The following is a 26,025-nucleotide window of genomic DNA, read 5'->3' as shown; positions in this document are numbered from 1 at the left end:
TGACGGTTAAAATTAGAAAAAATATTACATAACCCTATAAAAAAGAGAGAGTACATTAAAGTACCCTCTCTGTATTATTCGCTTAAAGTTAGTTTTTAGATTAATTCATTCTAAAAACTAATTAAATTCTTTCAAGTTCATCAGCATCAATCGTTGTTTTGAAAGTTCCGTAATTAACAATTACCTTGTTTCGGGAGATTTTTTCAATAGTTCCCACACTGGTACTTCCTGTAATACGGACACGCTGGCCAATTTTCATCCAGACAGCACGGTCGCTTTTGCGCTGTTCTTCCAGTTTTTCATTCGTTTCAGCAATCTTCTCAATGACTTCCTCCTTCTTCAGCTGTTGGGTAATCTTTCTTTTTACTACCTGAAGGCGTTTCGTTTCATCCTTATCACTATCCAGTTTTCTAAACTTTTCCTGCTCTAAAAGCTTTACAAAGTCTTTCACTACATCCTTTCTGGATTTTCCTTTTGTATAGCTTTCAATGAAGGCTTCAATTTTGTTTCCAAACTGAAGTTTACGGTGCTCCTCCTCATACAGTTTCTGAAAATTGAATAACTTCTGCTGAAGCTGATCATTCAGCTTCTGAAGATTATCACGTTTGTCTTCTACAGATTCTTTTCTTTCTGCAAGATCAGATTTCAGTTTTTCAACTTCGAACTTTTCCTGTTGCAGCTTTACAATGGTTTTGTCCAGATTAACAATGTCGTGTTCTACTTTTTTCTTAGCAGAATGAATGATGAATCTCGGAATTTTATTCTTTTCCGCAACTTCAAAGGTGAATGAACTTCCTGCCTGACCCACTTCCAGTTTGTACATTGGCTCCAATGTTTCTTCATTAAAAAGCATTGCTGCATTCTGAGCATTCGGAAGCTGTTCTATAACCAGTTTAATATTGGTGTAGTGAGTGGTAATAATAGCAAAACTCTTTTTGTCATAGAAAAACTCCATGAAGCTTTCTGCCAAAGCACCCCCCAGTTCCGGATCAGAACCTGTCCCAAACTCATCAATAAGCAAAAGCGTATTGGCATCTGCCTCACGGATAATTCCTGACATTTTCTTCAGCCTTGAAGAATAAGTAGAAAGGTGGTTTTCTATGGATTGATTATCGCCAATATCCGTCATCATCTTTTCAAAGAAAAACATCTCAGATTTTGGATGAACAGGTACCAGAATTCCACTTTGAATCATTAGCTGCAGTAGCCCCACAGTCTTTAAAGTAATGGATTTTCCACCGGCATTCGGCCCGGAAATACAGATAATTCTATTATGTTCCGTTAATGCAAGACTCTGCGGGTGAATCGTTTTGTTCTCTACTTTATTTCTTAACCACAGTAACGGATGATAAGCATCCTTCAGTCTTAATGTCTTATGACGGTTTATTTTTGGAAGAATCCCATTCACTGAATCTGCAAATTTAGCTTTGGCTCTTGTAAGGTCAAGATCAAAAATATACATCTGATATCTCCAGAGCTGAGGTTGAAACTCTGCCAGTTCTGTAGTCAGTTTTCGGAGAACTCTGTCAATTTCTTTTTTCTCTTCCTCTTCATTTTCCCGTAGTTTGAAGTAATGCTTTACAACACTATCCGGTTGGATGTAAGTAATGGAACCTGTTTTTGAAATTCCTAACGTTCTTCCGGGAACTCTTTTCTTAAATCCTGATTTTACAGCCAGAACCCTTTGGTCATCAATGATGGATTCCCGTATATCATCCAAAAAGTCACTTTGTCCATACATGGTAAGCGCACGGTTGAAGTTTTCCTGAATTGCTTTTTTAGCAAGCTGGATCTCTGTCCGTAATCCTTTTAAGACCGGAGAAGCTTCATTTTTTACTTCACCAAAACGATTGAAAACTTTATCTACCTTATCAATGATCTCTTTTCTGAATTCCAGTACAGAAACGTCTTCCAGTAAGGTGGGGAAAGTTTCCGGCATGGTAGGAAAGAATTTTTGTAACCTTCCGATCTGTTCCGTGATGGTTTTTATTTTGATGAAAGCAATATTTTCCAGACGGTAATTCTCAATCAGCATCAGTTTCAGCTCACTTTCAATATCTTCATATTCATCAAACGGAATTGCATTTGAACTTTCAAAACTCGACAGATATTCTGATGTTTTTTTTAAGGAAAGTTCTGCCTCGTCTATTTCCATCGGACGAAGTTGAAGAATTTTTTCTCTTGTTTTGGGAGAATACGCAAATGGGGATATTTCCGCGAGCAATTGCGGAAACTCTAATTCGTCTAAATCTTCTTTATCTATATACACACTGCAAATTTAGTGAGAATTTTGATTATTACGTATATTTGAGCGATTTACAAACGATATCCGTGAAACAAAGATCAATTATTCTTACTTTCCTGTCCTTAAAAGGCTATGTAAGGTCAAAAACCCTGGTACTGGAAAATAAGAGCGCCCACTTTAAAACTTTAGGGGTGAAGAGCAAAATAATCTTTGATCCCAGCCGGCAAAATGATGCTCCCGGAAAAGAAATAGTAAATAAGAACAATAAAAGTAATAGAACAGCAACAATTCTGTAATAAAAAACTCTTCTGTAAAATCATAGACTTTACTTATTAATTTAGAAAAAGAAAAAAGAAGGGAATGGTGGATTGATTACAGGGACTATAAAAATTATCAGATGAAACTGGAAACAGAACGATTAGTTTTAAAAGAAATTGATGAAAATCACATTGACGATATTTTGAAAATAAGGAGCAATGCGTACATCAACAAGTTTGTAAAAAGAAACTCGCCCCAAAATAATTATGATGCGCTGGAGTTTATTTTACACATTAAAAAAGAGACTTTAAATAAACAAATGATTTTTCTGGGAATCTCCTTTAAAGATCAAAGAAATCTTATTGGAACGATTGGTCTGTGGAAATTCTCAGAGGACAGGAAAACAGCAGAGATAGGTTACGAACTGTTACCGGATTATCATAAAAAAGGGATTATGTCTGAAGCGTTAAAATCTGTTTTGAAACATAGTTTTGATGAATTAAACTTAAAGGAGATTTTTGCTTGTACCGGTAAACACAATAAAGATTCTCAATCGTTGCTTTCTAGACACAATTTTGTCTTGGAAGAAGGAAGAAAAGATGAAAATAATATTGAAAATTTTATTTTTAGTTTAAGAAAAACAACATGCTGAAAGCCTTTAAAAGAAAACTGAAGATATTTAAAGTATAGTTTGCGCTTTTGTTTTAATATTAATTATTTTTGCATTATTATGACCTGGACAGAAATTTTAGCCCCTATCAAGAGTACGGAATATTTTAAAACACTTTGGGAAAAAGTGAAGAATGAATATGCAACAACGAAAGTTTTCCCTCCGAAAGATCAGATTTTCAGAGCGTTGGAACTTACATCCTTTGATGATATTGAAGTTGTGATTATCGGACAGGATCCTTATCATAATGACTTTCAGGCTAATGGATTGTGCTTTTCTGTTTCAGAACAGGTGACGGCACCTCCTTCATTAAAGAATATCTTCATCGAATTAAAGGATGATCTGGGAATAGCCCGTACTTCCAAAGAACTTGATGACTGGGGAAAGCAGGGAGTTCTGCTCCTAAATGCTACTTTGACGGTTCGTGCGCATTCACCCAACTCACATAAAGACCTTGGTTGGGAGAAATTCACCAATTTTATTATCAAAGAAATTTCTGACAAAAAAGAAAATGTAGTATTCGTATTATGGGGCGCTTTTGCACAGAAAAAAGCCGAACTCATTGATCCGGCTAAGCATTTTATTCTGAAATCGGCACACCCTTCACCATTCTCTGTTTATAGAGGTTTTTTTGGCAGCAAACCATTCTCAAAGATTAATGAGTACCTGGTTTCTAAAGGGAAGAAGCCTATTTCATGGTAGAATTAGAGGGCTTTTCAGCTTTTTTAATTGTAATTCCTATTTTATATTTTCCGTTCAGTGCTTGGGTGCCTTCTTCTGATTTAGGATAAGGGGCTACCTCCTGTAACGTAATTGTGTAACCATTGAAATTCGTGGATTGCTGATGGTTTTTTGCAGGATCATCCATAGTAGACAGGCTTAAAATGGCAGGTCGGGTAGAGGTTCCCATTACTTCAATTTGCGCAACAGCTATCCCTGCCCACATACAGTTGACTCCTTCCGGACAGCGGTTATCTTCTGAAATACCCTTAAAGGTAACATTCATCTGGTATTCTCTCAGAAATTTATTTTCACCCTCATTGAAATAAATAACCTGGTCTTTCTGATCTGGAAGGTTCGTAGGTTTTATAGATTTGGGCATTTCAGATAATTTTGTGTCAGCTTTTACTTTCTTTTGGGCATCGCATGCTGATAATGCAAATATGGCCAGACTGAATATAATGGCTTTATGGAACATAGTTTCTTATATTTAATTAAATGACGTTAAACATATTAAGTAATACTACCAAAAACATTGCCACTCCCACTACAAAACTGAATCCCGTTCCATAGATAAATCCTATTAACGCTCCTTTGGTCGACTGGAGTGCTTTATTCATGTCCTTACTGTCATGAAGAAGCTCGCCAATAAAAACACCGGCAAACATGCCGATGAGAAAACCTAACGGGATAGGAATAAATATTCCAACAATAGTTCCAATGACTGAACCAATACTTCCCCAGCGGGTTCCACCATATTTTCTGTTGGTCTTTGCCGGAATGACATAGCTTAGAACCACTGACAGTACGGTCAGAATCCCAAACGCCCAGATGTAAATCATGGAAAGATCGGCATCCGTCCCGAATTTGTAGATCAAAAGTCCACAGATACTCAGCAATAGTCCCGGTAAAATGGGAAGAAAAGTTCCCAATATTCCTACAAATAACAAAAGAAGACAGAATATATTAATGATTGTTGTATCCATTTCTTTAAATATAGATGCAATATAAAAAAAGTGGCCTTATAAAAGCCACTTCATATCTTAGATTATAAAAATTTTATTAAAGATTTAAGATTACATATTCCAGAATAGGTCCTGTCTTACCTATATTGCCACTTGCATGATTGTGAAATGTGGTATAATAGATATTCCCGCTGCTGGTGCTTCCGGTACATGATCCTACATAATCGCCGTGAGCCTGATGGGCGCTCCATGCATTCTGATTGATGGTGATGGTAATATTATTACCGTTTGGTGTATGATGGCAGATCGTCATATGGTTGTTGTTTAAAGAGGTTCCTACAGGTATCTTAGGATCTGTCTTGTTAGTATAATGGTTAGTTCTTACCATTAGAGGTTCATTACCTTTCTGTACCATCACCTCCCAGAATGTAGGGTCGTAATTCTGAATTTTTTCCCATGAAGACATATCATAATCAATATCTAATGTATTAAATCCTAAAGCTGCTGCCAGGGCAGTATTCGAAACATTGCAGTTGGTATAAATTCCGGCATTTCCAATATTTTTAAAACAAATAAGCGTATCATCAATAAAGCCCCCATACATACCGCAGTAATCAACATTCATTCCTCCTCCTACAAGGTATGCAGCAGCCCAGTCTGAGCTGTAAATACTTCCGCCGTTAGTTACAAAAGTAGAGAGATTGCTGAAAACATCAAGATCATTACCTGGAGCTGAGGTGCCCGTTTGTGCAAAACCACGTGAGCCGCAATTCAGAAAAATAATATCATACTGTGAAATAGTATTGAAGTTTTTTAAATCGTGATAGGATATTTCCGTTGCTGTATAGCCCAGACTTGCAATAATATCTTCTATTTTGTCAAAACTGCCTTTTATATAAGCTATTTTCGCTACCTGATTCAGTTTTGAATCTGTACCGGCGACAGTGGTTGTTTCATTTTTTTTTACCGTAATAGGAACTTCGGTTCTGAAATTTAATCCATTGCCTGTCTGGATGTGAAGTGTTGTATTTCCCTCAGGAGTCGTCAGACTAAAGGTGCCATCAGCATTGGAGTAGGTATGATAAACCTGATTTTTATTGTCAATAGTGAACACAATGGCACCACCAATAGGCTTTGTTCCGTTTTTAGCAAAAACTTTGCCTTCAACCTGCCCGGTTGATACAGTTTTGGGATCTTCCGGAGTGATGGAATCATCACTTCCTTTACAGTTTACCAGCAGTAGAAGACCGCATAGCATAATAAACAAGTACTTTTGTCTCATATTTAATTGATTTTGATGGATTTAGTTTTATCAAATGTAATAAATAATCAATATTATATCATTAAAAATGTAATATTTTTTAATATTATTTAAATATTTCATCTGTTTATGGTTGATTTCTTATTTACTGTTGAGTGTTTTGAAGGCTTTCCTGCTTTATGATTCTTTTATGAGATAAATTTTACCAAATATTTCAAGATGAATGTTTTTTGGGATGAAAATTGATTGTGAATAGTAAAATCATGATTCTTAATTTCATAAATTTGCTGTAATGAATGATCAGTTACAAGAAACCAAAAACTTTATACAGGAGCTTAGTGAGCAGCTTTATATCTATATTACCCGGATTTCGCCAACTGGTCTGGACTGGGTTTTTCATATCATAATAAAGCTGAGTTTACTTATTGTCCTGTTTTTAATTACAGATTTTGTTTTTAAATTTCTGATCAATTCTGTGTTCCGGTTATTTCATAACGAAGAGAAATTTCCAATACTAAAATCCGTATATCAGTCTAAAATCACCAATTCTGTAGCCCACTTTGCCGCCTTGATTGTTGTAGGTTCTATACAAGGTTCCATATTTCCTGAAAATGCACTGCCTAAAACGACGGTCTTTATCATAAGGTGTGTCAATCTGGGATTAGTATTGATATTGGCAGGAATGCTTTACAGATCACTGAGTGCGTTTAGAAATTATTTCAGCATAAAACAGGATTTTTATAAAATCATGGCCCTCAATGCCATTTCCGAAACCGTAAAAATTTTAGGACTCTTTGTATTTACCGTTGTAGGAATCTGTGTGGTTTTCGGAATAAAAGGAACTACTATTGTCGGAAGCTTAGGGGCTATTACTGCTGTCTTGGTACTGGTTTTCAGGGATACTATTTTAGGATTTGTAACAGGACTTCATGTAGCTACTTCTAAGAATTTAAAAGTAGGAGACTGGGTGGGGATTCCGAAATACAGTATTGAAGGGAATATTACTGAAATTAACCTTTTAACAACGAAAATTACGAATTTTGATAAAACTGTTTCTACCATTCCTACCTATGATCTGATGACGACCGAGATCAAAAATATGCAGGTCATGTCAGAATCCAACACCCGAAGAATTAAGAAATCGATTTATTTTAATATCAATTCCTTTAAATTTCTAACTGATGAAGATGTTGAACGTTTAATGGAAATTAATTTGATTTCCGATTACCTTGAAGAAAGAACTTCTGAGATCAAAAAAGAAAAAGAGGGTCTTGAGCATAAAGAGATCATTGTCAACGGAAGACAGCTTACCAACATCGGCGTTTTCAGATACTATGCACAAAAGTATATTGAAAATGATCCCGATGTAGATGAAAATGGGACCAGAATGGTAAGGCAGCTGGATATTACCCCGCAGGGACTGCCGTTAGAAGTATATTGCTTTGCCAATGATTCCAAATGGGAACGTTTTGAGCAGATTCAGGCTGATATTTTTGACCATCTGCTGGTAGCCTCCAAAGAATTTGATCTTCAGGTAATGCAGGTAAGCATCAAGGTATAAAAGAAAGAAACCGGATATGAGAAGTTTGAAAATGAGCTTCATTACATTCCCGGTATTGATCTATAAGTATATAATAATGATATAAAATTAGAATGTTGAAATTATAACAGATATCTGTATTTCTAATTTTTTAATATCTAACATCTTAAATATAAAATGACAAAACTAAGCGTAAACATTAATAAAATTGCGACGTTAAGAAATGCAAGAGGAGGTGAAACACCAAGCGTTACAGAAGCAGCTGTAAAGATTCAGGAGTTTGGAGGACAGGGAATTACGATCCATCCAAGACCTGATGAAAGGCATATCACAAGGAAGGATGTCTATGATCTGAAACCATTGGTTACGACTGAGTTTAATATTGAGGGGAATCCCCATAAGGACTTTATTAATATGGTGCTGGAAGTAAAGCCGGAGCAGGTGACATTAGTTCCGGATGCAGATGATGCAATTACTTCAAATGCTGGTTGGGACACGAAAAAACATTTGGATTACCTTACGGAAATTATTGCAGAATTTAAAAATGCTGGAATTCGTACTTCTGTTTTTCTGGATCCTCTACCGGAATTGGTGGAGTATGCTGCAAAAACAGGCGCAGACAGAATTGAACTGTACACAGAGGCCTATGCAAAGAACTATCTGAGTAATAAAGAGCAAGCTATAAAACCTTATTATGATACTGCTGTTGCTGCTTCCAACTTTGGATTGGGAATCAATGCAGGACATGATTTAAGCTTAGAAAATTTAAAATACTTTGCCGATAATATCCCTAATTTGCTGGAAGTATCCATCGGCCATGCTTTAGTTTCTGAAGCACTTTATATGGGATTGGAAAATACGGTACAGGCTTATTTGAAGAGACTGGCAAAATGGTAAAATAGGTAGAAGAGGCCATATTTCTGACCCATTTGTTAAAAATGAGCTGATGATCTGGAATCTCCTATCTCAAATCTATTATTAAAAAATATGGAAATTTTAAACTCAAAAATATTCGGTGAAAATGTAGCCGCCACACCGCTTTTAGTATTTCACGGACTGTTTGGAATGCTTGATAACTGGGGAACTTTCGGAAAAGATCTGGGAGAATATCTTCCCGTACACCTTATTGACCTTAGAAACCACGGAAGAAGCTTTCACTCAGAAAATATGTCTCATGATGATCTCGCGGATGATATTGCCCGTTATATGGATCATTATGGAATTCAGAAAGCACATGTTTTAGGACATTCTTTAGGAGGAAAGGCAGTGATGCAGTTTGCCATAAAATATCCTGAAAGAGTTGAAAAACTGATTGTTGTAGACATTTCCCCAAAAGCATATCCACCACACCACCAGGGGATTATAAAAGCGTTGGAAAGTGTAGATTTTAATACAGTAGGATCAAGAAATGAAGTAGAAGCAGTTCTGACTCAGTATATCCCCGAAAGATCTACCATACAGTTTTTGACGAAAAATCTTTACTGGGATGAGGATAAAAAGCTAAAGTGGAGATTCAACCTTGAAACATTATCTCGAAAATATACTGAATTTGTCTCCAATGCTATAAAATATGGTGTTTTTGAAGGAGAAACTTTATTCATTGCAGGAGAAAAGTCCAATTATATTCTGCCGCAGGATGAATTTGGGATTAAACAACAGTTTCCAAAAGCAAAAATAGTTACGGTGAAAAATGCAGGACATTGGGTGCAGGCTGAAAATCCTGTAGATTTCGCAATAGTAGTTAAGGAATTTCTTGATTTAAATTAATTTTATTCTATATTTTTCGTATATATGTTAAATTTATCTTAAAACTTGATATTATTTCTCCATGAGTTGAATTTTTTGTACTTTGGTTTTATCAAAAAAGTAAAACTATTGCCTTATGGAAAACAAAAATTCAAAGAAAAAACCATTTTTCGCAACATTCTTGGAGAAACAGATTAAAGATCCTGAAACAGTAAAAGGAGGAGGTACTATCACTTCTGTTATTAAAGACCATATTATTACCACTACACTTGAGGATACTGTTGTTACTACACAGATAAATGATCATGTAAATGTTACACTGAAGTATCCTTCAGACGGTGACGATGACGTTTTAGATGTATAAGAACTAAAAACAAATCTATCAAATCAAAAATAATAATATGGAAAATAAGAATTCAAAGAAAAAGCCGTTTTTCGCGACATTTTTAGAAAAACAGATTAAAGATCCGGAAACAGTAAAAGGAGGTACAAGTACTTCATTACTTACGGATAGTGTTACTTCCGTTATTAAGGATCATATCACTACCGCGGCACTTGAAGATAGTGTTACTACGCCAAATAACGATAATGTAACACTGAAATATCCTTCAGACGGTGACGATCATGTTTTTGAACCACAGGATTAAACCAGATCATTTTATCAAATTAAAAAATAATAGTATGAAAAACAAAGACTCAAAGAAAAAGCCGTTTTTTGCAACATTCTTGGAAAAACAAATTAAAGATCCGGAAACGGTAAAAGGAGGTGCTGGATCAGATATGATTACTATTCCAGAAAGAGATTTCGTTACAAAGCCGCTAGCGGATGATGTAACATCTCCTCAGCTGGATTTGATGCATACGATGAAGTATCCTTCAGACGGCGATGACGATTCTATGACTATGCCATTATAAGATAGAGTAGAATAATAATACAATTATAATAGGGGAAACTTAAACATTAAGTTTCCCTTTTTAATAAAAAACGGCTAATGATTCTCTGCATCACCCATTCACGAGATTTTTATAATATCGATATTTTTTTCGAATACCTTGCCTCCCGCAATATTCCCTATTTCAGATTAAATTCTGACCGCCTGAACCATCTTCAGAAAATAAGTGTGAATGAAAATTCATTTGAATTAACTGATGAATTGGGTAATACCATTCATTCAGGAGCTGTTAAAGCGGTCTGGCACAGGAAAGCCTGGAAAATCAGCAGTCCGGAAGAGCTGGACCAGCATTATGAAAAGATTTTTCTGGGTGAATATGGTAGTCTGCGATACAATCTGATGACTGTTTTGGAGGACGTTCCATGGATCAATCCTTATGAAAATGAAAAAAAGGTAGATGGAAATAAGATGTATCAGCTGAAAGTAGCTCAAAGAAATAATCTAACCGTTCCCAAAACTATTTTTTCTAATGACGAAGAAAAAATAACCTCCTTTTTTTATGAATACTGCCAGGGAAAAGCTATTGCCAAGCTTCACGGAGTAACTGCAAAAACAATGACAGGTGAAAACATGATTTCTACTACAGTCATTGAAGAAGATTCTCTGGAGCATCTTTCAGATATTGCCTATTGCCCAATGATTTTTCAGCCTTATATTGACAAGGAATACGAACTGAGAATTGTGTATGTAGACGGTGACTTTTTTACTGGAAAAATCAATAACAGTGAAAATCCGGATTGGAGAGTAGCTCATGCAGATCATTTCTGGTCCGCTTATGAACTTCCTGATACTATTAAAGAAAATCTTACCTCCATGATGAATGAGATGGGCCTTTATATAGGAGCAATAGACATGATCAAAGGAAGAGATGGAGAATATCATTTCCTTGAAGTGAATCCGCAGGGAGAATGGGGAATGCTACAGAAAGAGCTGGGATTTCCCATCGCAGAAAAAATTGCCGACAACCTTATCAAAAGAATTAATTTCCATGAATAAAATTTTAATTATAACGCATACCGCAGATAATTTTTCAATCGAAAAAGTAACAGAATACATCGGGCAGAATAACTGTGAAGTTATCCGGTTTGATGTCGATCTATATCCTTTACAAAACAAACTTTCAACTGTTTTCCAGGATGGAGAATGGGTTAGTATTCTTGAAACTCCTGAAGCAAAACACCGTTTGGACGATATTTCAGCAATCTGGTACAGACGTGCTTATAATATTGGAAAAGGTCTTAAAGAAGAGATCGATACCAAATTTTACGGAGCAGCTATGGGAGAAATCCGCAATACACTTTTCGGTTTCTTCGAATCCGTGAATACTTACTCTCTGGGAAAACCAAGTATTTACAGAAGAATAGACAGTAAGGAAGAACAATTGAAAATTGCTGATAAAATCGGACTTACCATCCCTGATACATGCCTTACCAATAACCCTGATGAAGCCAGAAAATTTATTCTTAAACATCAGAACGTAGTAGCCAAAATGCAGACAGGTTTTGCTATCTATGAAGACGGAGTGGAAAATGTAGTGTTCACCAATGTAGTAAGTGAGGATAAACTGGAGGAGCTGGATTCTCTTCTATATTGCCCAATGCAGTTTCAGAAGATGATTCAAAAGAAAAAAGAACTTCGTATTACCATTGTAGGAAGAGATGTATACGCTTTCGAAATAGATTCCCAGCAATCCGAAGATGCAAAAATAGATTGGAGAAAAGATGGGATTAATCTTCTGGATAAATGGAACAGAACAGAACTTCCAGGAGATGTGGAAGAGAAATTACTTGAACTTCTGGATGTTTATAATGTCGATTACGGAGCTATAGATATGATCGTTTCTCCAGAAGATGAATATTACTTTATAGAAATAAATGCTGCCGGAGAATTCTTTTGGCTGGATAACCTGACGGAAGGAAATCTTATTTCGAAAAGTATTGCTGATTTACTTTGTGATAAAGCTCCAAGAAGAAATAATATGGTAATGGCTTAAGAGGCCTCTCCTTATCCTGTAAAAGTCCTGAAAGTGTTTAGCCTTAAATCCTTTCAGGACTTTTAATATAATAATAGGTAAACTATTCTTTGAAATCTATATTTTTCTACAAAACCGGATTTTTTTGGTAAGCTTAAACTTACTTTTTATACACAAAGTCTGCAACTTAAAAAATCACTTAAGAGAAAACAAAAATTTGAGACTTTTACGGTTGAAAATTTTAAGTTTTATCGTTTTCAGGATGATAATATTGGTTAAATTAAGTTGAATTATGCTTTAAAAATCGCAAATTTGCAAAAGCAGTTTTTCAACGTAACTTTTGCAGGAACCTGAAGAATTGCCGGATAGAAAATATTGTTATATTTTAGTCAGCAATCAAGTAAAATAATTAATGGTTTTTGTAACGGGTGCCACCGGAATTCTGGGAAGAATAATCGTTTTGGAACTTCTTAAAAGAGGTAAAAGCGTGCGTGCTTCCAAAAGACCGGGTAGTAATTTAAACGAAGTAAAGCATTCATACGGCTTTTATACAGAGAATCCTGAAGATCTTTTCAATAAGATCGAATGGGTGAATGTTGATTTCACTGATCTCAATTCTTTAAACGACGCCTTGAAAGGGGTAGATGAGGTATACCATTGTGCTGCGAAGGTAAGCTTTCATCCCAAAGATGAGAAAGAAATGTACCTCACCAATATTAAAGGTACGGAAAACCTGTTATTTGCCTGTGAAGGATCGGATGTTAAAAAATTTCTGCACGTTAGCTCTGTTGCAGTTTTGGATAACTTTAATGAAAAAGGAGAATTGGATGAAGAGTCAGAATTTAATCCGAAATTGGAACACTCTGCCTATGCTATTTCCAAACATTTATCTGAAATGGAAGTATGGAGAGCTTCTGCAGAAGGACTGAATGTAGTAATTATCAATCCGGGAATGATCGTTGGAAGCGGAAACTGGACCCAGAGCAGCGGTGAGCTGTTTGCAACCTTCGAAGACAACAGCTTTACTTTCGCCGGAGGATCTGCTTACGTAGATGTGAGAGACGTTGCAAAAACAGGTATAGAACTTATGGAAAACAATATTTTTGGAGAACGATTCATCATTGTTTCCGAAAATAACAGATATGCAGACCTTGCAAAACAGGTCAGAACCCGCCTGGGGCTTAAAGATGCCAAAATTCTTTCACAATCTCTGTTAAATATAGGAAGAGTAGCCAATATCCTTTTCGGATGGCTGATTCCAAAGCTGAAAATGGTCACAAAATCAAATATTGAGGCCATATCTTCATTCAATACCATTTCAAATCACAAAGTCAAAGAAAAACTGAACTATCAGTTTATTCCTGTAAAAGAAAGCATCGACTTTCATCTGAACAATTATATTAACGACAAAAAGTTGAAGAAATGAATCTTGCAGAGGCAATTATCCTTAAAAATGTAGAAAAACATCCTTTAAAAGCTGCAATTGGTTTTAAAAAGAAAGAAGCAGGCTGGAAAGAGCTGAGCTGGAAAAAATTCAGTGAAATTGTTTTTAAAACAGCCAATGCACTGAAAGAAGCAGGTGTTCAGGAGAACGACAGGGTCGCTATTTATTCAGACAACTCTTCAGAATGGATGATCATAGATCTGGCTTCCATGTCAATTGGTGCTGTTACAGTTCCTATTTACTCAACTAATAATGCTGAACAGGCAGAACATATCATTAATGATTCCGGTGCTAAAGTAGTTTTAGTAGGAAATCAGATGCAGTATGATGCTTGTCTGGAGTTTTTACATAAAGAAGAAAACAACCTTGAAACTATTATTGTTTCTAAGAAATCCGTGTGGATCAAGAAAGAGTTCAACAGCTTTTATCTGGAAGATTTTATTTCAAAAACTTCCCCGAAACTGGAGATCTGTAAAAGAGAATATGACGATACAGCAACGCTGATCTATACTTCCGGAACCACGGGAATACCCAAAGGAGTAATGCTTACTCATGGAAATTTCATTAAAGCATTCGACTCTCACTTTGAATTTTTTAAATTTAAAAACTTTGAAGAAGAACTGTCACTGGCGTTTTTACCTTTAAGCCACGTTTTTGAAAGAAGCTGGAGCTTACTTTGTTTATATGGAGGAGCAAGAGTTTATTTCCTTGAAGATCCAAAAAATATTGCAAAGGCTTTAGAAGAAGTAAAGCCAACTACAATGTGTGCTGTTCCGAGATTTTTCCAAAAAGTATACGCCGGAGTATTGGAAAAAGCTGAAGAGGGCTCTTCTCTAAAGAAAAAGATCTTTGACTGGGCTTTGAAAACAGGCTGGGAAACTGCCGAATTGAGGAGAAATGAAAGACCAGTTCCTTTTGTATTGAAATTAAAAGAATCTGTGGCAGAGATGCTTGTCTTTAGCAAGATCAAAGATAAAATGGGCGGAAGACTTTGGTTTTTACCTTGTGGAGGAGCTTCTTTATCACCCGAAGTCACCCGGTTTTTTGAATCTGTGGGGATTCATGTAACCGTAGGTTATGGATTAACGGAAACCACAGCAACACTGACTCTTTTCCCATTGACACACTTTGAGCATGCTACCAGTGGAAAACCGTTGCCGGGGGTAGAACTTCGCATCGGAGAAAACGATGAGATCCAGGCAAAAGGAAACGGGATTATGAAAGGCTATTATAATAAACCCGAAGAAACACAGAAGGTCTTTACAGAAGATGGCTGGTTCAAAACCGGGGATGCCGGAAAATTTGATGATAAAGGAAACCTTATTATTACAGACCGTATCAAAGATCTCATGAAGACTTCCAATGGGAAATATATTGCCCCGCAGCAAATAGAAAACCTTCTGACGAATAATAATTTTATTCAGCAGATTATGCTGGTTGCAGAAGGAAGACAGTTTGTCTCAGCTTTGATTGTTCCAAACTTTGAGTTTCTGCATGACTATATCAAAAAGAATAACATTCCTTTTACCAACTGGGAAGATGCTGTGAAAAATGATAAAATCATCAATCTTTATAAAGAAAAACTTAAAGAATTACAAAGCCATCTTGCTGATTATGAGAAAGTGAAGAAATTTACTTTAATGCCTGCAGAATTTGACATCAATACCGGAGAAATTACGCCAACATTGAAAGTCAAAAGAAATGTGGTTATTAAAAAATATGCAGATATCATCGAAAAGATGTATTAATTGTAAAATTTTGAAAACCGCATAGGACGAAAAGGCCATATATTTAAGTTTTTTGGAAAATTACTTTCCTCCTGAGGATGGTAGTTTGTAAGATTTGAGCGGCTGATTCCATACAATACTATTTAAAATTAAACCTGTGTATTGAAAAAACAGGTTTTGTCACTTAAATTAAATTATGACAACACAAGAATTTATAGGAAAAGAAAATTTCAATACTCATACACAAACGGTTTCAGAAAGCTGTCCATCTAATATTGCCCTGATTAAATATTGGGGGAAATATAAAGACCAGATTCCGGCCAACCCAAGTATAAGCTATACTTTAAACCATTGTAAAACCAATACTTCAATGGAATTTGTAGCAGATGAATCTTTTTCTGTACAGACTTTTTTAGCAGGAAATGAAGAGGTTAAATTTGCAGAAAAAATCGAGAAATATTTCAAAAATATAGAACAGTATCTTCCCTGGATTTTAAAAGGGAAATACATTATAAGAACAGAAAATACGTTTCCACACAGTTCAGGAATTGCAAGTTCTGCTTCAGGATTTGGAGCGATTGCAAAATGCCTGATGAAACTAGATGAAACATTTACAGGTCAGGTTTCCGAAGAAGAATCTCTGAAAAAAGCTTCATTCCTGGCAAGATTAGGAAGTGGAAGTGCCTGTAGAAGCTTATACAACGGGCTTGTTGTATGGGGGACAACAGATGAAGTGGAAGGAAGTTCTGATCTGTTTGCCGTTCAGTATGCAAATACTGAAATTCATGAGACTTTCAAGAATTTCAATGATTGGGTTTTATTGATTCATGAAGGTCAGAAAAGTGTTTCTTCAACTGTTGGACATGGCTTGATGAACACAAACCCTTATGCAGAAAGAAGATTTCAGGAAGCCAGAGAAAATTTTGTTCCAATGAAAGAGATCCTGAAAAACGGAGATATGGAACGTTTTATCAAATTGGTGGAACATGAAGCGCTTACTCTTCACGCGATGATGATGATGAGTGATCCTGCTTTTATTCTTATGAAAAACGGAACTTTGGAGGTGATCAATAAGGTATGGGATTTCAGAAGAGAAACTGGGCTATCTCTGTTCTTTACACTGGATGCTGGTGCTAACGTTCATCTTTTATTCCCAAGTGATGATTCTGAAGATAAGATAAAGGCATTCATTGAAGCCGAATTGTTACAGCATACCCAGAAAAATGGAGTAGTGAAAGATGTAATGAGATTCTAGAATATGAAAAAGGAGTAGAACTGGGAACATGGGAATGAACAGAACGATTAATTGGGGTTGGAACTTTGGATTCTGATAAAAAATAAAATCAATAGGAGTGGGCTTTAGCCCACTTTTTTAGTATTAAAGATCCAATGATTTTAGTTGGAGAATTATTTTCCCTTGTTATTGTTCTGATTGAATTTCATGATAAGAGCTGTCTTATAATTGAAATACGAAACCAGCAAAGCTCTCTGCTGGTTAATATAAGTGATAAAAGCATCTTAAAATGATTACGGGAAAACTATTTTTCTATAACCACTACAAGGCACATCATTATTTAGCTGTATTTTATCGGAATTCACATTAAACCAAATTAATTCTTAAATAAATTTTCAATCAACTTATTTTGTGTTTTCATAAGTTGTGTTATTTGTTCCTGCTGTTTCGCGAGCTGTTCCTGGTTTTAAATTAAATTCTCCAGAATATTTTCAGGGATCGTATTATGTATTGTAACAGTACTTCAGCTATAAAATCCTAGCCAGATATCATACTTCTATAACTTTTGCCACTGACCTCACAAAAATCAACAACCATATCGCTAAAACATCTCATTTAGTTAATTACCAAACGGTTAACAAGAATTGAAATATTATTTTATTATTATAATTTTCTTCTTTCGGTTTATTTTATCAACCAATTTCACTCCAATCTTACGAAAAGGGCATTTAAATAAAATTAATGCAATATAATTCTACATTAAGTAGTTAGATATCTATTTTTGTCTTTAAGAATTAACAAATTGATACTGTACATTCAATTATAAAACGACATTACCTGTCATTTTACCGCAGTAAATTTGCAAAATCTTACTAACTAATTACTAACTCAAAAAATAACACGTGAATGAAAAAAATCTATCTCGGTGCACTTACCTTATGCACAATTTTTAGTATTTCTGCTCAGGAAGTTCTCTGGCAGAAAGACATCAAGTTTCCCTCACAGGCTTTTTTAAGCCAGGTCACAACAACTATTGACGGGCAGTATCTTATTTCCGGAAGCTCCATTCAAGCAGATAAGCTTGAGGCTTCAGGCGGCAAACAAAATAAGGGTTACGATTTTCATTTGGTAAAATTGAACCAGCAGGGAGAACAGGTTTTTGAAAAATATTTTTCAGGAAACAATCATGATTATCTGTCTGCAACAGTTGCTACGCAGGAAGGAGGATTCGTTGTCACAGGGACTTCGCATTCAGGAAAAGGTCTGGACAAAAAAGAAGATTCTAAAGGAAATTCAGACATTTGGTTAATCAGAATCAATGAATTTGGAGACGAGATCTGGCAGAAAACATTAGGTACTGCCGCTGACGAAGAAGCCAGAGCGGTTATTCAAACCACGGACTTAGGATTTTTTGTGGCCGGAAATGTCCAAAACTCTTCAAAAGGTTACGGTTCTAAAGATGTACTGATCATCAGGCTGGACAAAGACGGAAAAGAACTGTCCCAGTTAATCTGGGGCGGAAAAGGACTTGATGAAGTTGAAAAAATGATCCCAACGAAAGACGGCGGAGCTTTACTCGGAATTTATTCCAGAAGTTCAGCGGTACAAGGTAAGACATCTCCCATAAAAGATGCCCAAAATACACCCGACACCTGAGTATTGTACAAAAACAAAGCGACAATTTCGGTGAAGGAGATTATACGGTTCTTAAAATCGACAGGAACGGAAAAATTGAATGGGAAAAAAACTTCGGTGGCAAAGGGGATGATCATTTAAGAGCTCTTGCGCTCACCTCAAATGGTTATGTCATCGGAGGAGAATCAAGGTCGGAACTCTCCGGCAATAAAACGGTAGGAATTGAGCAGGGAACGGACCTGTGGGTACTTTTTTTAAACGAGAGGGGAGAAGAAAAGTGGCAGAAATCTTACAATTTCGGGAACCGTGATCTTCTGATGGGAATGAGTGTCATTCAGGGTCAGGATTCAAGAGCCGGTAACCAGGATCTAACTAAAGGAGTGCTTCTGGGGGGATATACTCATTCTGACGGAAGGATAGAGAAGGACGAAGAAACTTTTTTCCTGCTCTATATTGATCAGCAAGGGAATGAGCAGTGGCGAAAGTATGTAACCGGAGAATCCAGACAAAAAGAAGAACGGCTGGCAGCCGTGGCAATAGACAGGGATGGTTCTATTGTTTTAGCCGGAACCAGTGCTGAGGAACTGGGCAAAGAAAACTGGAAAATTGTAAAACTGGGAGATAAGCAGGTTGATCAGTTAATGGAGAAATTTGACATCAAGATCTATCCGAATCCGGTATCAGATTACGCCTATATAGAAATTGGTTTCGATTTCAAAGAGGCTGATATTATGCTGTATGACATGAGCGGAAGACAGCTCCAAAGCCTGAAAACGAAGAACAAAGTCACCAAGATTAATACCCAGGCACTGGTTCAGGGAGCCTATCTGGTAACTATCAAAACCGATATGAATAAAACAGCCAATGCAAAACTGATCAAAAAATAAACACTCATGAGAAAACAAATGATAACCGTTCTGCTCCTTTCCTCATTCTTTGCCCACATTAAGGCACAGGTAGAAGGGCAGTTCAATAAAAGCATGGATAATATCAATAAGATATTTCCCGCTGCACCCACAGCCAATAACCTGATGAAATTTGAAGAAGTTCCTGTAAGCTATTATACGGGGATTCCTGATGTCAGCATCCCGCTTTTCAATATTCCTACCAACGAGGATGATCTCAGTTTACAGGTAAGTCTGAAGTACCATCCTTTAAGTGCCAAACCAGATGACAAAGCTTCAGAAATCGGCCTGGGCTGGAATGTATCCGCCGGAGGAAGCATTACAAGAACAGTGCGGGGCGGAGTGGCCGATTCAAAGATGGAATCCACCTTTATGTCGGCACCGCCCAGGGCCAAATATGGGATATACTGGCACAGTAACAATAATACCTACAAGCTTGTCTATAATGATACCGCCAATTTTGATATCCTGGAATATGGATTTAATACGGCAATCGGAAAATTTGATACGGAATACGATCTGTATCAGTACAACTTTATGGGCTACACCGGTAGATTTATTATTAAGAAAGACCTCAATGGCATTTATAATGTAGAAAAGCTGGACCGTAATAATCTGAAAATAACAGTAACACAGGATTCAGCCGGGGAAGTACAGAACGTCAATATTACAGATGACAAAGGAATCCAATATCTGTTTAAAGGGATGGAGACCTTTTCTAAGGATATCTCTACCGTCAAAGTGGGGCTTTTGAATAATACAAGTGACCTGCTTACCAACAGCAGCGGCGGACAGTATTTTACCGCTTATCATCTTGAAAAAGTTCAGGACCAAAACAGCAAAACGCTGCTGACCTTTAATTATGATCTTTCTCCGGTGGTACAATATAAAGACCCGGACTCCAGAACAAACCGCCTGGTGAAGGATGTAACCTATGACTATTATCATTATGGAGCCATCATCAATCCCGATCCACAGATGCCGGGAGCCCTTGAGGTACAGACAGTCTATAATACAGCCAGCACCAAACTTCTAACGGAAATCACCATTGCCGACCGGGGTAAGATCAGGTTCAACTATGAAAAAGGAAGAGAAGACAGCAATTATATGAATTCTGCCAATCTATATAAATTGAAATCCGTGGAATCCCTTATCCTTGGCCAGGCTGCCTACCAGCCTGTAGATCAATTTACTTTTGATTACAGCTACTCAAACTCTACCCTTCAGGATACCCCCAATGCTGATCTGGTTCTCAAAAAGCTGCTCCTGAAAAAGGTTACTAATGTTAACCAGACAGGGAGTAATGAATATGCAATCAACTATAACAGCTTCAACAAGACGTTCAAAAAGGATGACTGGGGATATTATAAAGAATCGCAGCCTTCTGATATTACTCAGGATGTGATAAGTTCTATTGTGTATCCTGCCAAGGGAAAGGTCGCGTTTGATTTCGGAGAAAACAATTATAGCTATTTTGCCGGGTATACTAATCCTACAGAACCGGTAACAGGAAAGTGGATTGACGCAGAAAATGATCATAGCTTCAGTGACCTTACCTCATTCAGTCCCACAGCCAAGGGCGAGTTTTTTACAATCAATACCGCTCAGAAAGTTAATCTGCATCTGGATCTGGGAAGCCTTATCTATTCAACCTGGGAGTTTAAGCTGTACAGAAAGTATGATGACGGCACTTTTTCACCAGCTATTGTAACATTTGGGATGGACTGGCAGTCCTGTGACAGCCCTCCGGGAGGCCCTTTCTGCCCCAGTCAGAACCTTGGGGTGAATGGAGAAGCCATTACCACTTTTGATAAGGAGACCCCTGTTCTGCAGCCGGGAACTTACTTTTTGTCATTGAGCGGAAACTATGGGATTACCCATAAACCGGTATCCTATCTTCTTTCCGCTAAAACCAAAGAACATTATTTCAGCAGTTATGCCATTGAAAATGGCGGTGGGCTGAGGATTAATAAGATCAGATATTTTGATGATCCTGCCAGTACCCACCCTGCAAAGCAGTATGTGTATGATTACAGAGACCTGGATAATCCCGGGAAAAGCAGCGGTGGGCTGGTCTTTCCACGTCCGGTTTTCAAATACAGCGAAAACATCAATTATTTTTATCAGAAAAGGTATTCACTGGGGTATGCCAAGTATAGCAGTACGACAGATACCACCACCAATTTTAATATCATTCCGGCCGAAAAGACACAGGGTGCTGATGTGGGCTATAAATATGTAACGGTAAAACAGGTGGCTGAAGGACCCAATAATACAAGTATTGACAACGGCAGCACGGTCTATCAATTCCGCTCGCCGATAGACTATCCTAACCCGGAAATGATTTCTCTTGTCATGCCCATTATGCCGATTACCAATCAGGATTATCTGAGGGGACAGCTGATTTCGGAAAAGAAATACAATACCAGCGGGCAGATTCTTTCTGAAGTGAATAATGAATATACCACTCTAAGTACCCAAAAGCTGGAAGGTATCAAAATAAAAGACCTTTTCTACAATAATATTGCTCCGCGCTTTTATGAATACCAGTATTACGATGGTTTCAAAGTTGAATTTCCCAATGTTACCCTTTCAGCACCTTATAAATATTATTCTACCTACGGGATTGTACTGCCTGTGAAAAAGACGGAGACTTCCTATTATTACAAAAACGGAGCTCAAAGCGCTCTCACCAGTACAACAGAAACCAGCTACAATGCCAATGATTATCCGTCCATAGTTGCAGAGCAGCATCCGGATGGTGCATCTACACGTACTGTTTATCAATATGCTGCGGAAAAACAGGCCCAAAAACTCATCACGGCCAATATGATCAGTCTACCGCTGGAAGTGGAGACTACAGAGAAAGAATACGGTATGAGTAGTAAAACAGTCGCTAAAACAGAGGTGACCTATAATCATCCTGCCGGTCTTTTCCCTGATCTCCTAAAATCACTCAATACGATTACAGGGGCTATGGAAGCCAAAATAAAATATGACCGTTATGATGAAAAAGGAAACCTGCAGCAGTATACGATTAAAGACGGAACCCCCGTCACTGTGATCTGGGGGTACAACAGATCTCTTCCTATAGCTAAAATAGAAGGGGTGAAATTATCAGAAATCAGCCAGAACCTCATCAATACCGTGGTGGCAGCATCCGATCAGGATGCATTGGCCGGAGTATGGAATACGGAAAACGACCTTATTCAGGCCCTGGAGAATTTCAAAAATGATCCTGTTTTTGATCATGCCCAGATTACGACCTATACGTACGATCCTCTGGTAGGGGTAAGAAGTATGACTTTACCATCCGGTATACGGGAATATTATGATTATGACGATCAGAAAAGGCTTAAAGAAATAACCCAGGAGGAGAAAGACGGTACCGGAAACATTTTCATGAGGACGGTGAAGGAATTTCAATATAATCTTAAAAACTAAAAAAGATGAAAAAAATATTAAACATTTTGGGCGTTTTTTTGCTGGCAGGCAGCCTTTCTGCACAGCTTATGTCCAATGAAAACTATGTTTCCACAAAGACCTATCTGGATTATCCCTCCGCTGCTCCGGCTAAAGCTGCTCAGAAAGTAGAATATTATGACGGGCTCGGGAGAACCAAACAGGTGATAGACATAAAGGCTTCCCCACTCGGAAAAGATGTGGTGAACCATTTTGAGTATGATGTTTTTGGCAGGGAAAGCAAAACCTATCTTCCGGTGCCCCAGCAGGGAAGCCAATTGGGAGGTATATATTCTGCACCTCTTGCCAATGCGCCTTCCGTATATGGGCAGGAAAAGATCTACGGTGAAAAAGTCATTGAGAATTCCCCGCTGAACCGGGTACAGGAGCAGGTTCAGGAAGGTCTGAACTGGAGCTCACGACCTGTTTACTATGAAGAAGGAGCCAATGCTGCCGGAGAAGTGATAAGACCTGTTCTGGCCACCACGATTTTGAATGGTGCTACTTCCACCAATATTGCCAGAGGAACGGCCTATTACAGCGCCGGACAGCTGCACAAGAAGACCGTCATTGATGAAGACGGGAACAAAACCATGGAATTTACCAATGGAAAAGGACAGATGATCCTGTCCAGAAAAACAACCGGCAGCTCGGATGATGCAGATACCTATTATCTGTATAATGAATACGGCCAGCTGGCCTGTATTATCCCACCGCTTCTTTCTGTAATGAACTCCTGGAAGGCCAAAGATCTTGATCTGCTGGCTTACCAGTACCGTTATGACGGACGGGGAAGAATGGTAGAGAAAAAGCTCCCGGGTAAAGGATGGGAATATAGGGTGTATGATAAGCAGGATCGTCTGATCCTCTCTCAGGACCCCATGCTGAAGCAAAAAGGAGAGTGGCTTTTTACCAAGTATGACCGGTTCAACAGGGTTGCTTATACCGGCAAGATAGCTGACAAAAAGACAAGAGCGGATCTTCAGCTGCAGGCAGATAATGATACCGGCATTACTTATGAAAACCGGGGGTATTCTTTTACCATGCCGAATATAACCGTCTTGTACTCCAATAAAGCTTTCCCTACAGGCATCAAGGAAGTCTTTACCATCAAATATTATGATACTTTTCCGCAGACCAATGATTTCCCGGGATTTCAGACCAGTATTTTCGGGCAGGAGGTGATCCTTAGAAATTATCAGGATAAAGCCAAAGGGTTTCTGGCAGCCTCTTTTGTGAAAAATATTGAAGATGACCACTGGACCAGGACGTTCTTTGCTTATGACAGCAGGGGAAGAGAAATCTCTTCTTATTCCATCAACTATCTTGAGGGCTACACCAGAAAAGAAACCCAGTTGAATTTTGCAGGGCTTCCCAAAAAATCAGTGACCTACCATAGAAGAACAAAGTCTGATACCGAAAAACTCATTACAGAGACTTTTGAATACGACCACCAGAACAGGCTGCTCAAACATTGGCATCAGGCAGGGACAGAACCTGTGGAGCTGCTGGCAGAAAATACCTATAACGAGCTCTCCCAGCTTGCCAGCAAGAAAGTGGGCAATAATATGGAAACGGTAGACTATGCTTATAACATAAGAGGATGGCGTACCGGGATCAATGATCCTGAAAATCTTGGCGGGAAACTTTTCGGCTATAAGATGAGATATGAAAACCCTGTAACTAGCCCTTATCTGGCCAAATACAACGGAAACATTTCTGAGGTGGACTGGAAGACCGCAGATGATGGTACATTAAGGCGCTACAGCTATGAATATGACCGTTTAGAAAGGCTCACCAAAGCGTCTTATACCCAGCCCGGATCAACGGCGCCTGTTAACAATGCCTATAATGAGGCTCTTTTCTATGACCTGAACGGAAATATCCACTACCTCAAAAGGAATACCTGGGTGCAGAATCTCGGGGTACAGCCAATGGATGATCTTGCCTATAAATACACAGGGAATATCCTGATGAGCGTTACAGATAACTCAGGAGTGTATGATGGGTATCCGGAAGTCTCCGGCAATACGATGACCTATGACCTGAACCGCAATATGACCAGTCACAAGGATAAGGGAATACTGGATATTGCCTATAACTACCTGAACCAGCCCACCAAGATTATTTTCGATAAATATTACCTGGACCATGACCTCGGCAGCAGTTATAAAAATTATACCAATTATCTGTATAGTGCAGATGGTATAAAGCTGAGAAAAGAATATACATTCGGCTCCGGAGCTTCCAATTTGGAAACCCATAAGGTGACAGACTATCTGGATGGCTTCCAGTATACTGACAATGTATTGAATTTTGTGCCTACTTCAGAAGGGTATTATGATTTCGTACAAAAGAAGTATATTTACCATTACACGGATCAGGTAGGCAATATAAGGCTGTCTTTTTATAAAGGATCTGGTGGAGCGGCTGTAATAGACCGTGTAACGAATTATTATCCGTTTGGTCTTGAGTTTAATGAGAACATTGTTCCGGCCAACTCAATCTCCCAAAACTACAGGTATTCTACTCAGGGACAGGAAAAACAGGAGGATACCAAGTGGAGCTCTTTTAAATGGCGAAATTATGACCCAACAATAGGAAGGTTCTTTAATATAGATCCGCTGAGTGAAAAATATGCTTATCAGTCGCATTACAATTTTTCAGAAAACAGAGTGGTTGATGGTAGAGAGCTGGAAGGGTTAGAATGGTTTGGTGTTGTTACAAGGGTCATGCCGCTTGTTGAGAATTCTTCCGTAAAGCCCACTATTCTTGAGACAGTTACTAAGGTAGGTGAAGCAGGAACTAAGCAAAGTGAGACTGTTACCAAAGCTCAGCAGGAGCACTTTAATTTTGGTAGATATGTTGAAGAAAAACAACTGGCTGAAATCGGAAAGGAGAAAAATACTCAAACTTTTGAATTCACAGATCCAAAGACGGGTAAGACTGGACGTACAATTCCAGATGCTATGACAGATGAAGGAGGAACAATTGAAATAAAGCATGTAGTAAAACAATCCTTTACAAAGCAATTAAGAGGACAGCTCGAAGTTTCAAAGTCTAATGGTCAGAAAGCAGTATTACGTTTAAATAAATCAGCAGAAGTTACTAAGCCACTTAAAAACTCAGGAATTGATATTCAGAGATATACTCCCCCTGCAAAACCTAAAATAGATAATATTAAAGTTACTCCAGCTCCAGCTCCAAAACTTCTGCCTTCTCCGAAATCTAAAGATCCATGCGAGGGAATACAAGGTTGTGTATAGTTTAAAATTTAATATATTTAAA

General features: G+C 37.8%; 22 protein-coding genes. 18 read left to right on the top strand and 4 right to left on the bottom strand.

Going from position 1 to position 26,025, the window contains the following annotated elements:
• Positions 1-121: 121 nt before the first annotated feature.
• Positions 122-2,269: an endonuclease MutS2 gene (locus tag LF887_RS17320; RefSeq protein WP_236855504.1), complete on the bottom strand. Its 2,148-nt coding sequence runs from the start codon at positions 2,267-2,269 to the stop codon at positions 122-124.
• Between the two features lie 62 nt (positions 2,270-2,331).
• Between LF887_RS17320 and LF887_RS17315 the strand changes: the two genes are divergently transcribed.
• The 3 genes from LF887_RS17315 (at position 2,332) to LF887_RS17305 (ending at position 3,875) form a co-directional block, all read left to right on the top strand.
• Positions 2,332-2,541 (top strand): hypothetical protein, encoded by a 210-nt coding sequence (locus tag LF887_RS17315; RefSeq protein ID WP_236855503.1) that lies wholly within the window; start codon positions 2,332-2,334, stop codon positions 2,539-2,541.
• A gap of 101 nt (positions 2,542-2,642) precedes the next feature.
• The gene (locus LF887_RS17310) at positions 2,643-3,155 is read left to right on the top strand and encodes a GNAT family N-acetyltransferase (RefSeq protein WP_236855502.1); all 513 of its coding nucleotides are present in this window, start codon (positions 2,643-2,645) and stop codon (positions 3,153-3,155) included.
• A 78-nt stretch (positions 3,156-3,233) separates the two neighbouring features.
• A complete protein-coding gene (locus LF887_RS17305; protein ID WP_236855501.1) occupies positions 3,234-3,875 on the top strand; it encodes a uracil-DNA glycosylase in 642 nt (213 codons plus the stop codon).
• Here LF887_RS17305 and LF887_RS17300 read toward each other — a convergent pair.
• The 3 genes from LF887_RS17300 to LF887_RS17290 form a co-directional block, all read right to left on the bottom strand.
• The gene (locus LF887_RS17300; protein WP_236855500.1) at positions 3,862-4,371 is read right to left on the bottom strand and encodes a hypothetical protein; all 510 of its coding nucleotides are present in this window, start codon (positions 4,369-4,371) and stop codon (positions 3,862-3,864) included. The two genes, LF887_RS17305 and LF887_RS17300, sit on opposite strands and share 14 nt — an antisense overlap.
• 16 nt (positions 4,372-4,387) lie before the next feature.
• Positions 4,388-4,879: a DUF456 domain-containing protein gene (locus LF887_RS17295; protein WP_236855499.1), complete on the bottom strand. Its 492-nt coding sequence runs from the start codon at positions 4,877-4,879 to the stop codon at positions 4,388-4,390.
• 76 nt (positions 4,880-4,955) lie between these two features.
• Positions 4,956-6,140 (bottom strand): carboxypeptidase-like regulatory domain-containing protein, encoded by a 1,185-nt coding sequence (locus tag LF887_RS17290; RefSeq protein ID WP_236855498.1) that lies wholly within the window; start codon positions 6,138-6,140, stop codon positions 4,956-4,958.
• A gap of 271 nt (positions 6,141-6,411) precedes the next feature.
• On the opposite strand from LF887_RS17290, the gene LF887_RS17285 reads away from it, so the two are divergent.
• From LF887_RS17285 to LF887_RS17215, 15 genes are all read left to right on the top strand, one after another.
• Positions 6,412-7,680: a mechanosensitive ion channel family protein gene (locus LF887_RS17285; RefSeq protein ID WP_236855497.1), complete on the top strand. Its 1,269-nt coding sequence runs from the start codon at positions 6,412-6,414 to the stop codon at positions 7,678-7,680.
• A gap of 156 nt (positions 7,681-7,836) precedes the next feature.
• On the top strand, positions 7,837-8,556 hold the full coding sequence (locus LF887_RS17280; protein WP_236855496.1) for a pyridoxine 5'-phosphate synthase: 720 nt from the start codon (positions 7,837-7,839) through the stop codon (positions 8,554-8,556).
• Positions 8,557-8,646: 90 nt separating this feature from the next.
• Positions 8,647-9,426, top strand: coding sequence for an alpha/beta fold hydrolase (locus tag LF887_RS17275; protein ID WP_236855495.1), 780 nt, complete (start codon positions 8,647-8,649; stop codon positions 9,424-9,426).
• Positions 9,427-9,541: 115 nt separating this feature from the next.
• Complete coding sequence (locus LF887_RS17270) at positions 9,542-9,769, top strand: microviridin/marinostatin family tricyclic proteinase inhibitor (RefSeq protein ID WP_236855494.1); 228 nt, start codon at positions 9,542-9,544, stop codon at positions 9,767-9,769.
• Positions 9,770-9,806: 37 nt separating this feature from the next.
• Positions 9,807-10,052 carry a microviridin/marinostatin family tricyclic proteinase inhibitor gene (locus LF887_RS17265; protein ID WP_236855493.1) on the top strand — a complete coding sequence of 82 codons (246 nt, stop codon included), beginning with the start codon at positions 9,807-9,809 and terminating at the stop codon, positions 10,050-10,052.
• A 34-nt stretch (positions 10,053-10,086) separates the two neighbouring features.
• A complete protein-coding gene (locus tag LF887_RS17260; protein WP_236855492.1) occupies positions 10,087-10,320 on the top strand; it encodes a microviridin/marinostatin family tricyclic proteinase inhibitor in 234 nt (77 codons plus the stop codon).
• Between the two features lie 77 nt (positions 10,321-10,397).
• Positions 10,398-11,354, top strand: coding sequence for an MvdC/MvdD family ATP grasp protein (locus LF887_RS17255; RefSeq protein ID WP_236855491.1), 957 nt, complete (start codon positions 10,398-10,400; stop codon positions 11,352-11,354).
• Complete coding sequence (locus LF887_RS17250; RefSeq protein ID WP_236855490.1) at positions 11,347-12,351, top strand: MvdD family ATP-grasp ribosomal peptide maturase; 1,005 nt, start codon at positions 11,347-11,349, stop codon at positions 12,349-12,351. Before LF887_RS17255 ends, LF887_RS17250 begins: the two co-directional genes overlap by 8 nt.
• Before the next feature lie 391 nt (positions 12,352-12,742).
• The gene (locus LF887_RS17245; RefSeq protein ID WP_236855489.1) at positions 12,743-13,756 is read left to right on the top strand and encodes an NAD-dependent epimerase/dehydratase family protein; all 1,014 of its coding nucleotides are present in this window, start codon (positions 12,743-12,745) and stop codon (positions 13,754-13,756) included.
• Positions 13,753-15,522, top strand: coding sequence for an AMP-dependent synthetase/ligase (locus tag LF887_RS17240; protein WP_236855488.1), 1,770 nt, complete (start codon positions 13,753-13,755; stop codon positions 15,520-15,522). Before LF887_RS17245 ends, LF887_RS17240 begins: the two co-directional genes overlap by 4 nt.
• A gap of 175 nt (positions 15,523-15,697) precedes the next feature.
• The gene (locus LF887_RS17235) at positions 15,698-16,756 is read left to right on the top strand and encodes a diphosphomevalonate/mevalonate 3,5-bisphosphate decarboxylase family protein (RefSeq protein ID WP_236855487.1); all 1,059 of its coding nucleotides are present in this window, start codon (positions 15,698-15,700) and stop codon (positions 16,754-16,756) included.
• A gap of 885 nt (positions 16,757-17,641) precedes the next feature.
• Positions 17,642-18,391 carry a hypothetical protein gene (locus LF887_RS17230; RefSeq protein WP_236855486.1) on the top strand — a complete coding sequence of 250 codons (750 nt, stop codon included), beginning with the start codon at positions 17,642-17,644 and terminating at the stop codon, positions 18,389-18,391.
• A gap of 302 nt (positions 18,392-18,693) precedes the next feature.
• The gene (locus LF887_RS17225) at positions 18,694-19,257 is read left to right on the top strand and encodes a T9SS type A sorting domain-containing protein (protein WP_236855485.1); all 564 of its coding nucleotides are present in this window, start codon (positions 18,694-18,696) and stop codon (positions 19,255-19,257) included.
• Positions 19,258-19,263: 6 nt separating this feature from the next.
• Entirely contained in the window at positions 19,264-22,719 is a 3,456-nt protein-coding gene (locus LF887_RS17220; protein WP_236855484.1) for a hypothetical protein, read from the top strand.
• Between the two features lie 5 nt (positions 22,720-22,724).
• Positions 22,725-26,003 carry a DUF6443 domain-containing protein gene (locus LF887_RS17215; RefSeq protein WP_236855483.1) on the top strand — a complete coding sequence of 1,093 codons (3,279 nt, stop codon included), beginning with the start codon at positions 22,725-22,727 and terminating at the stop codon, positions 26,001-26,003.
• Positions 26,004-26,025 lie beyond the last annotated feature (22 nt).

The organism is Chryseobacterium sp. MEBOG06 (genome assembly GCF_021869765.1).
Classification (GTDB): Bacteria; Bacteroidota; Bacteroidia; order Flavobacteriales; family Weeksellaceae; genus Chryseobacterium.
The sequence above is the reverse complement of the archived record's forward strand: the minus strand, read 5'-3'. Positions and strand labels throughout refer to the sequence as shown.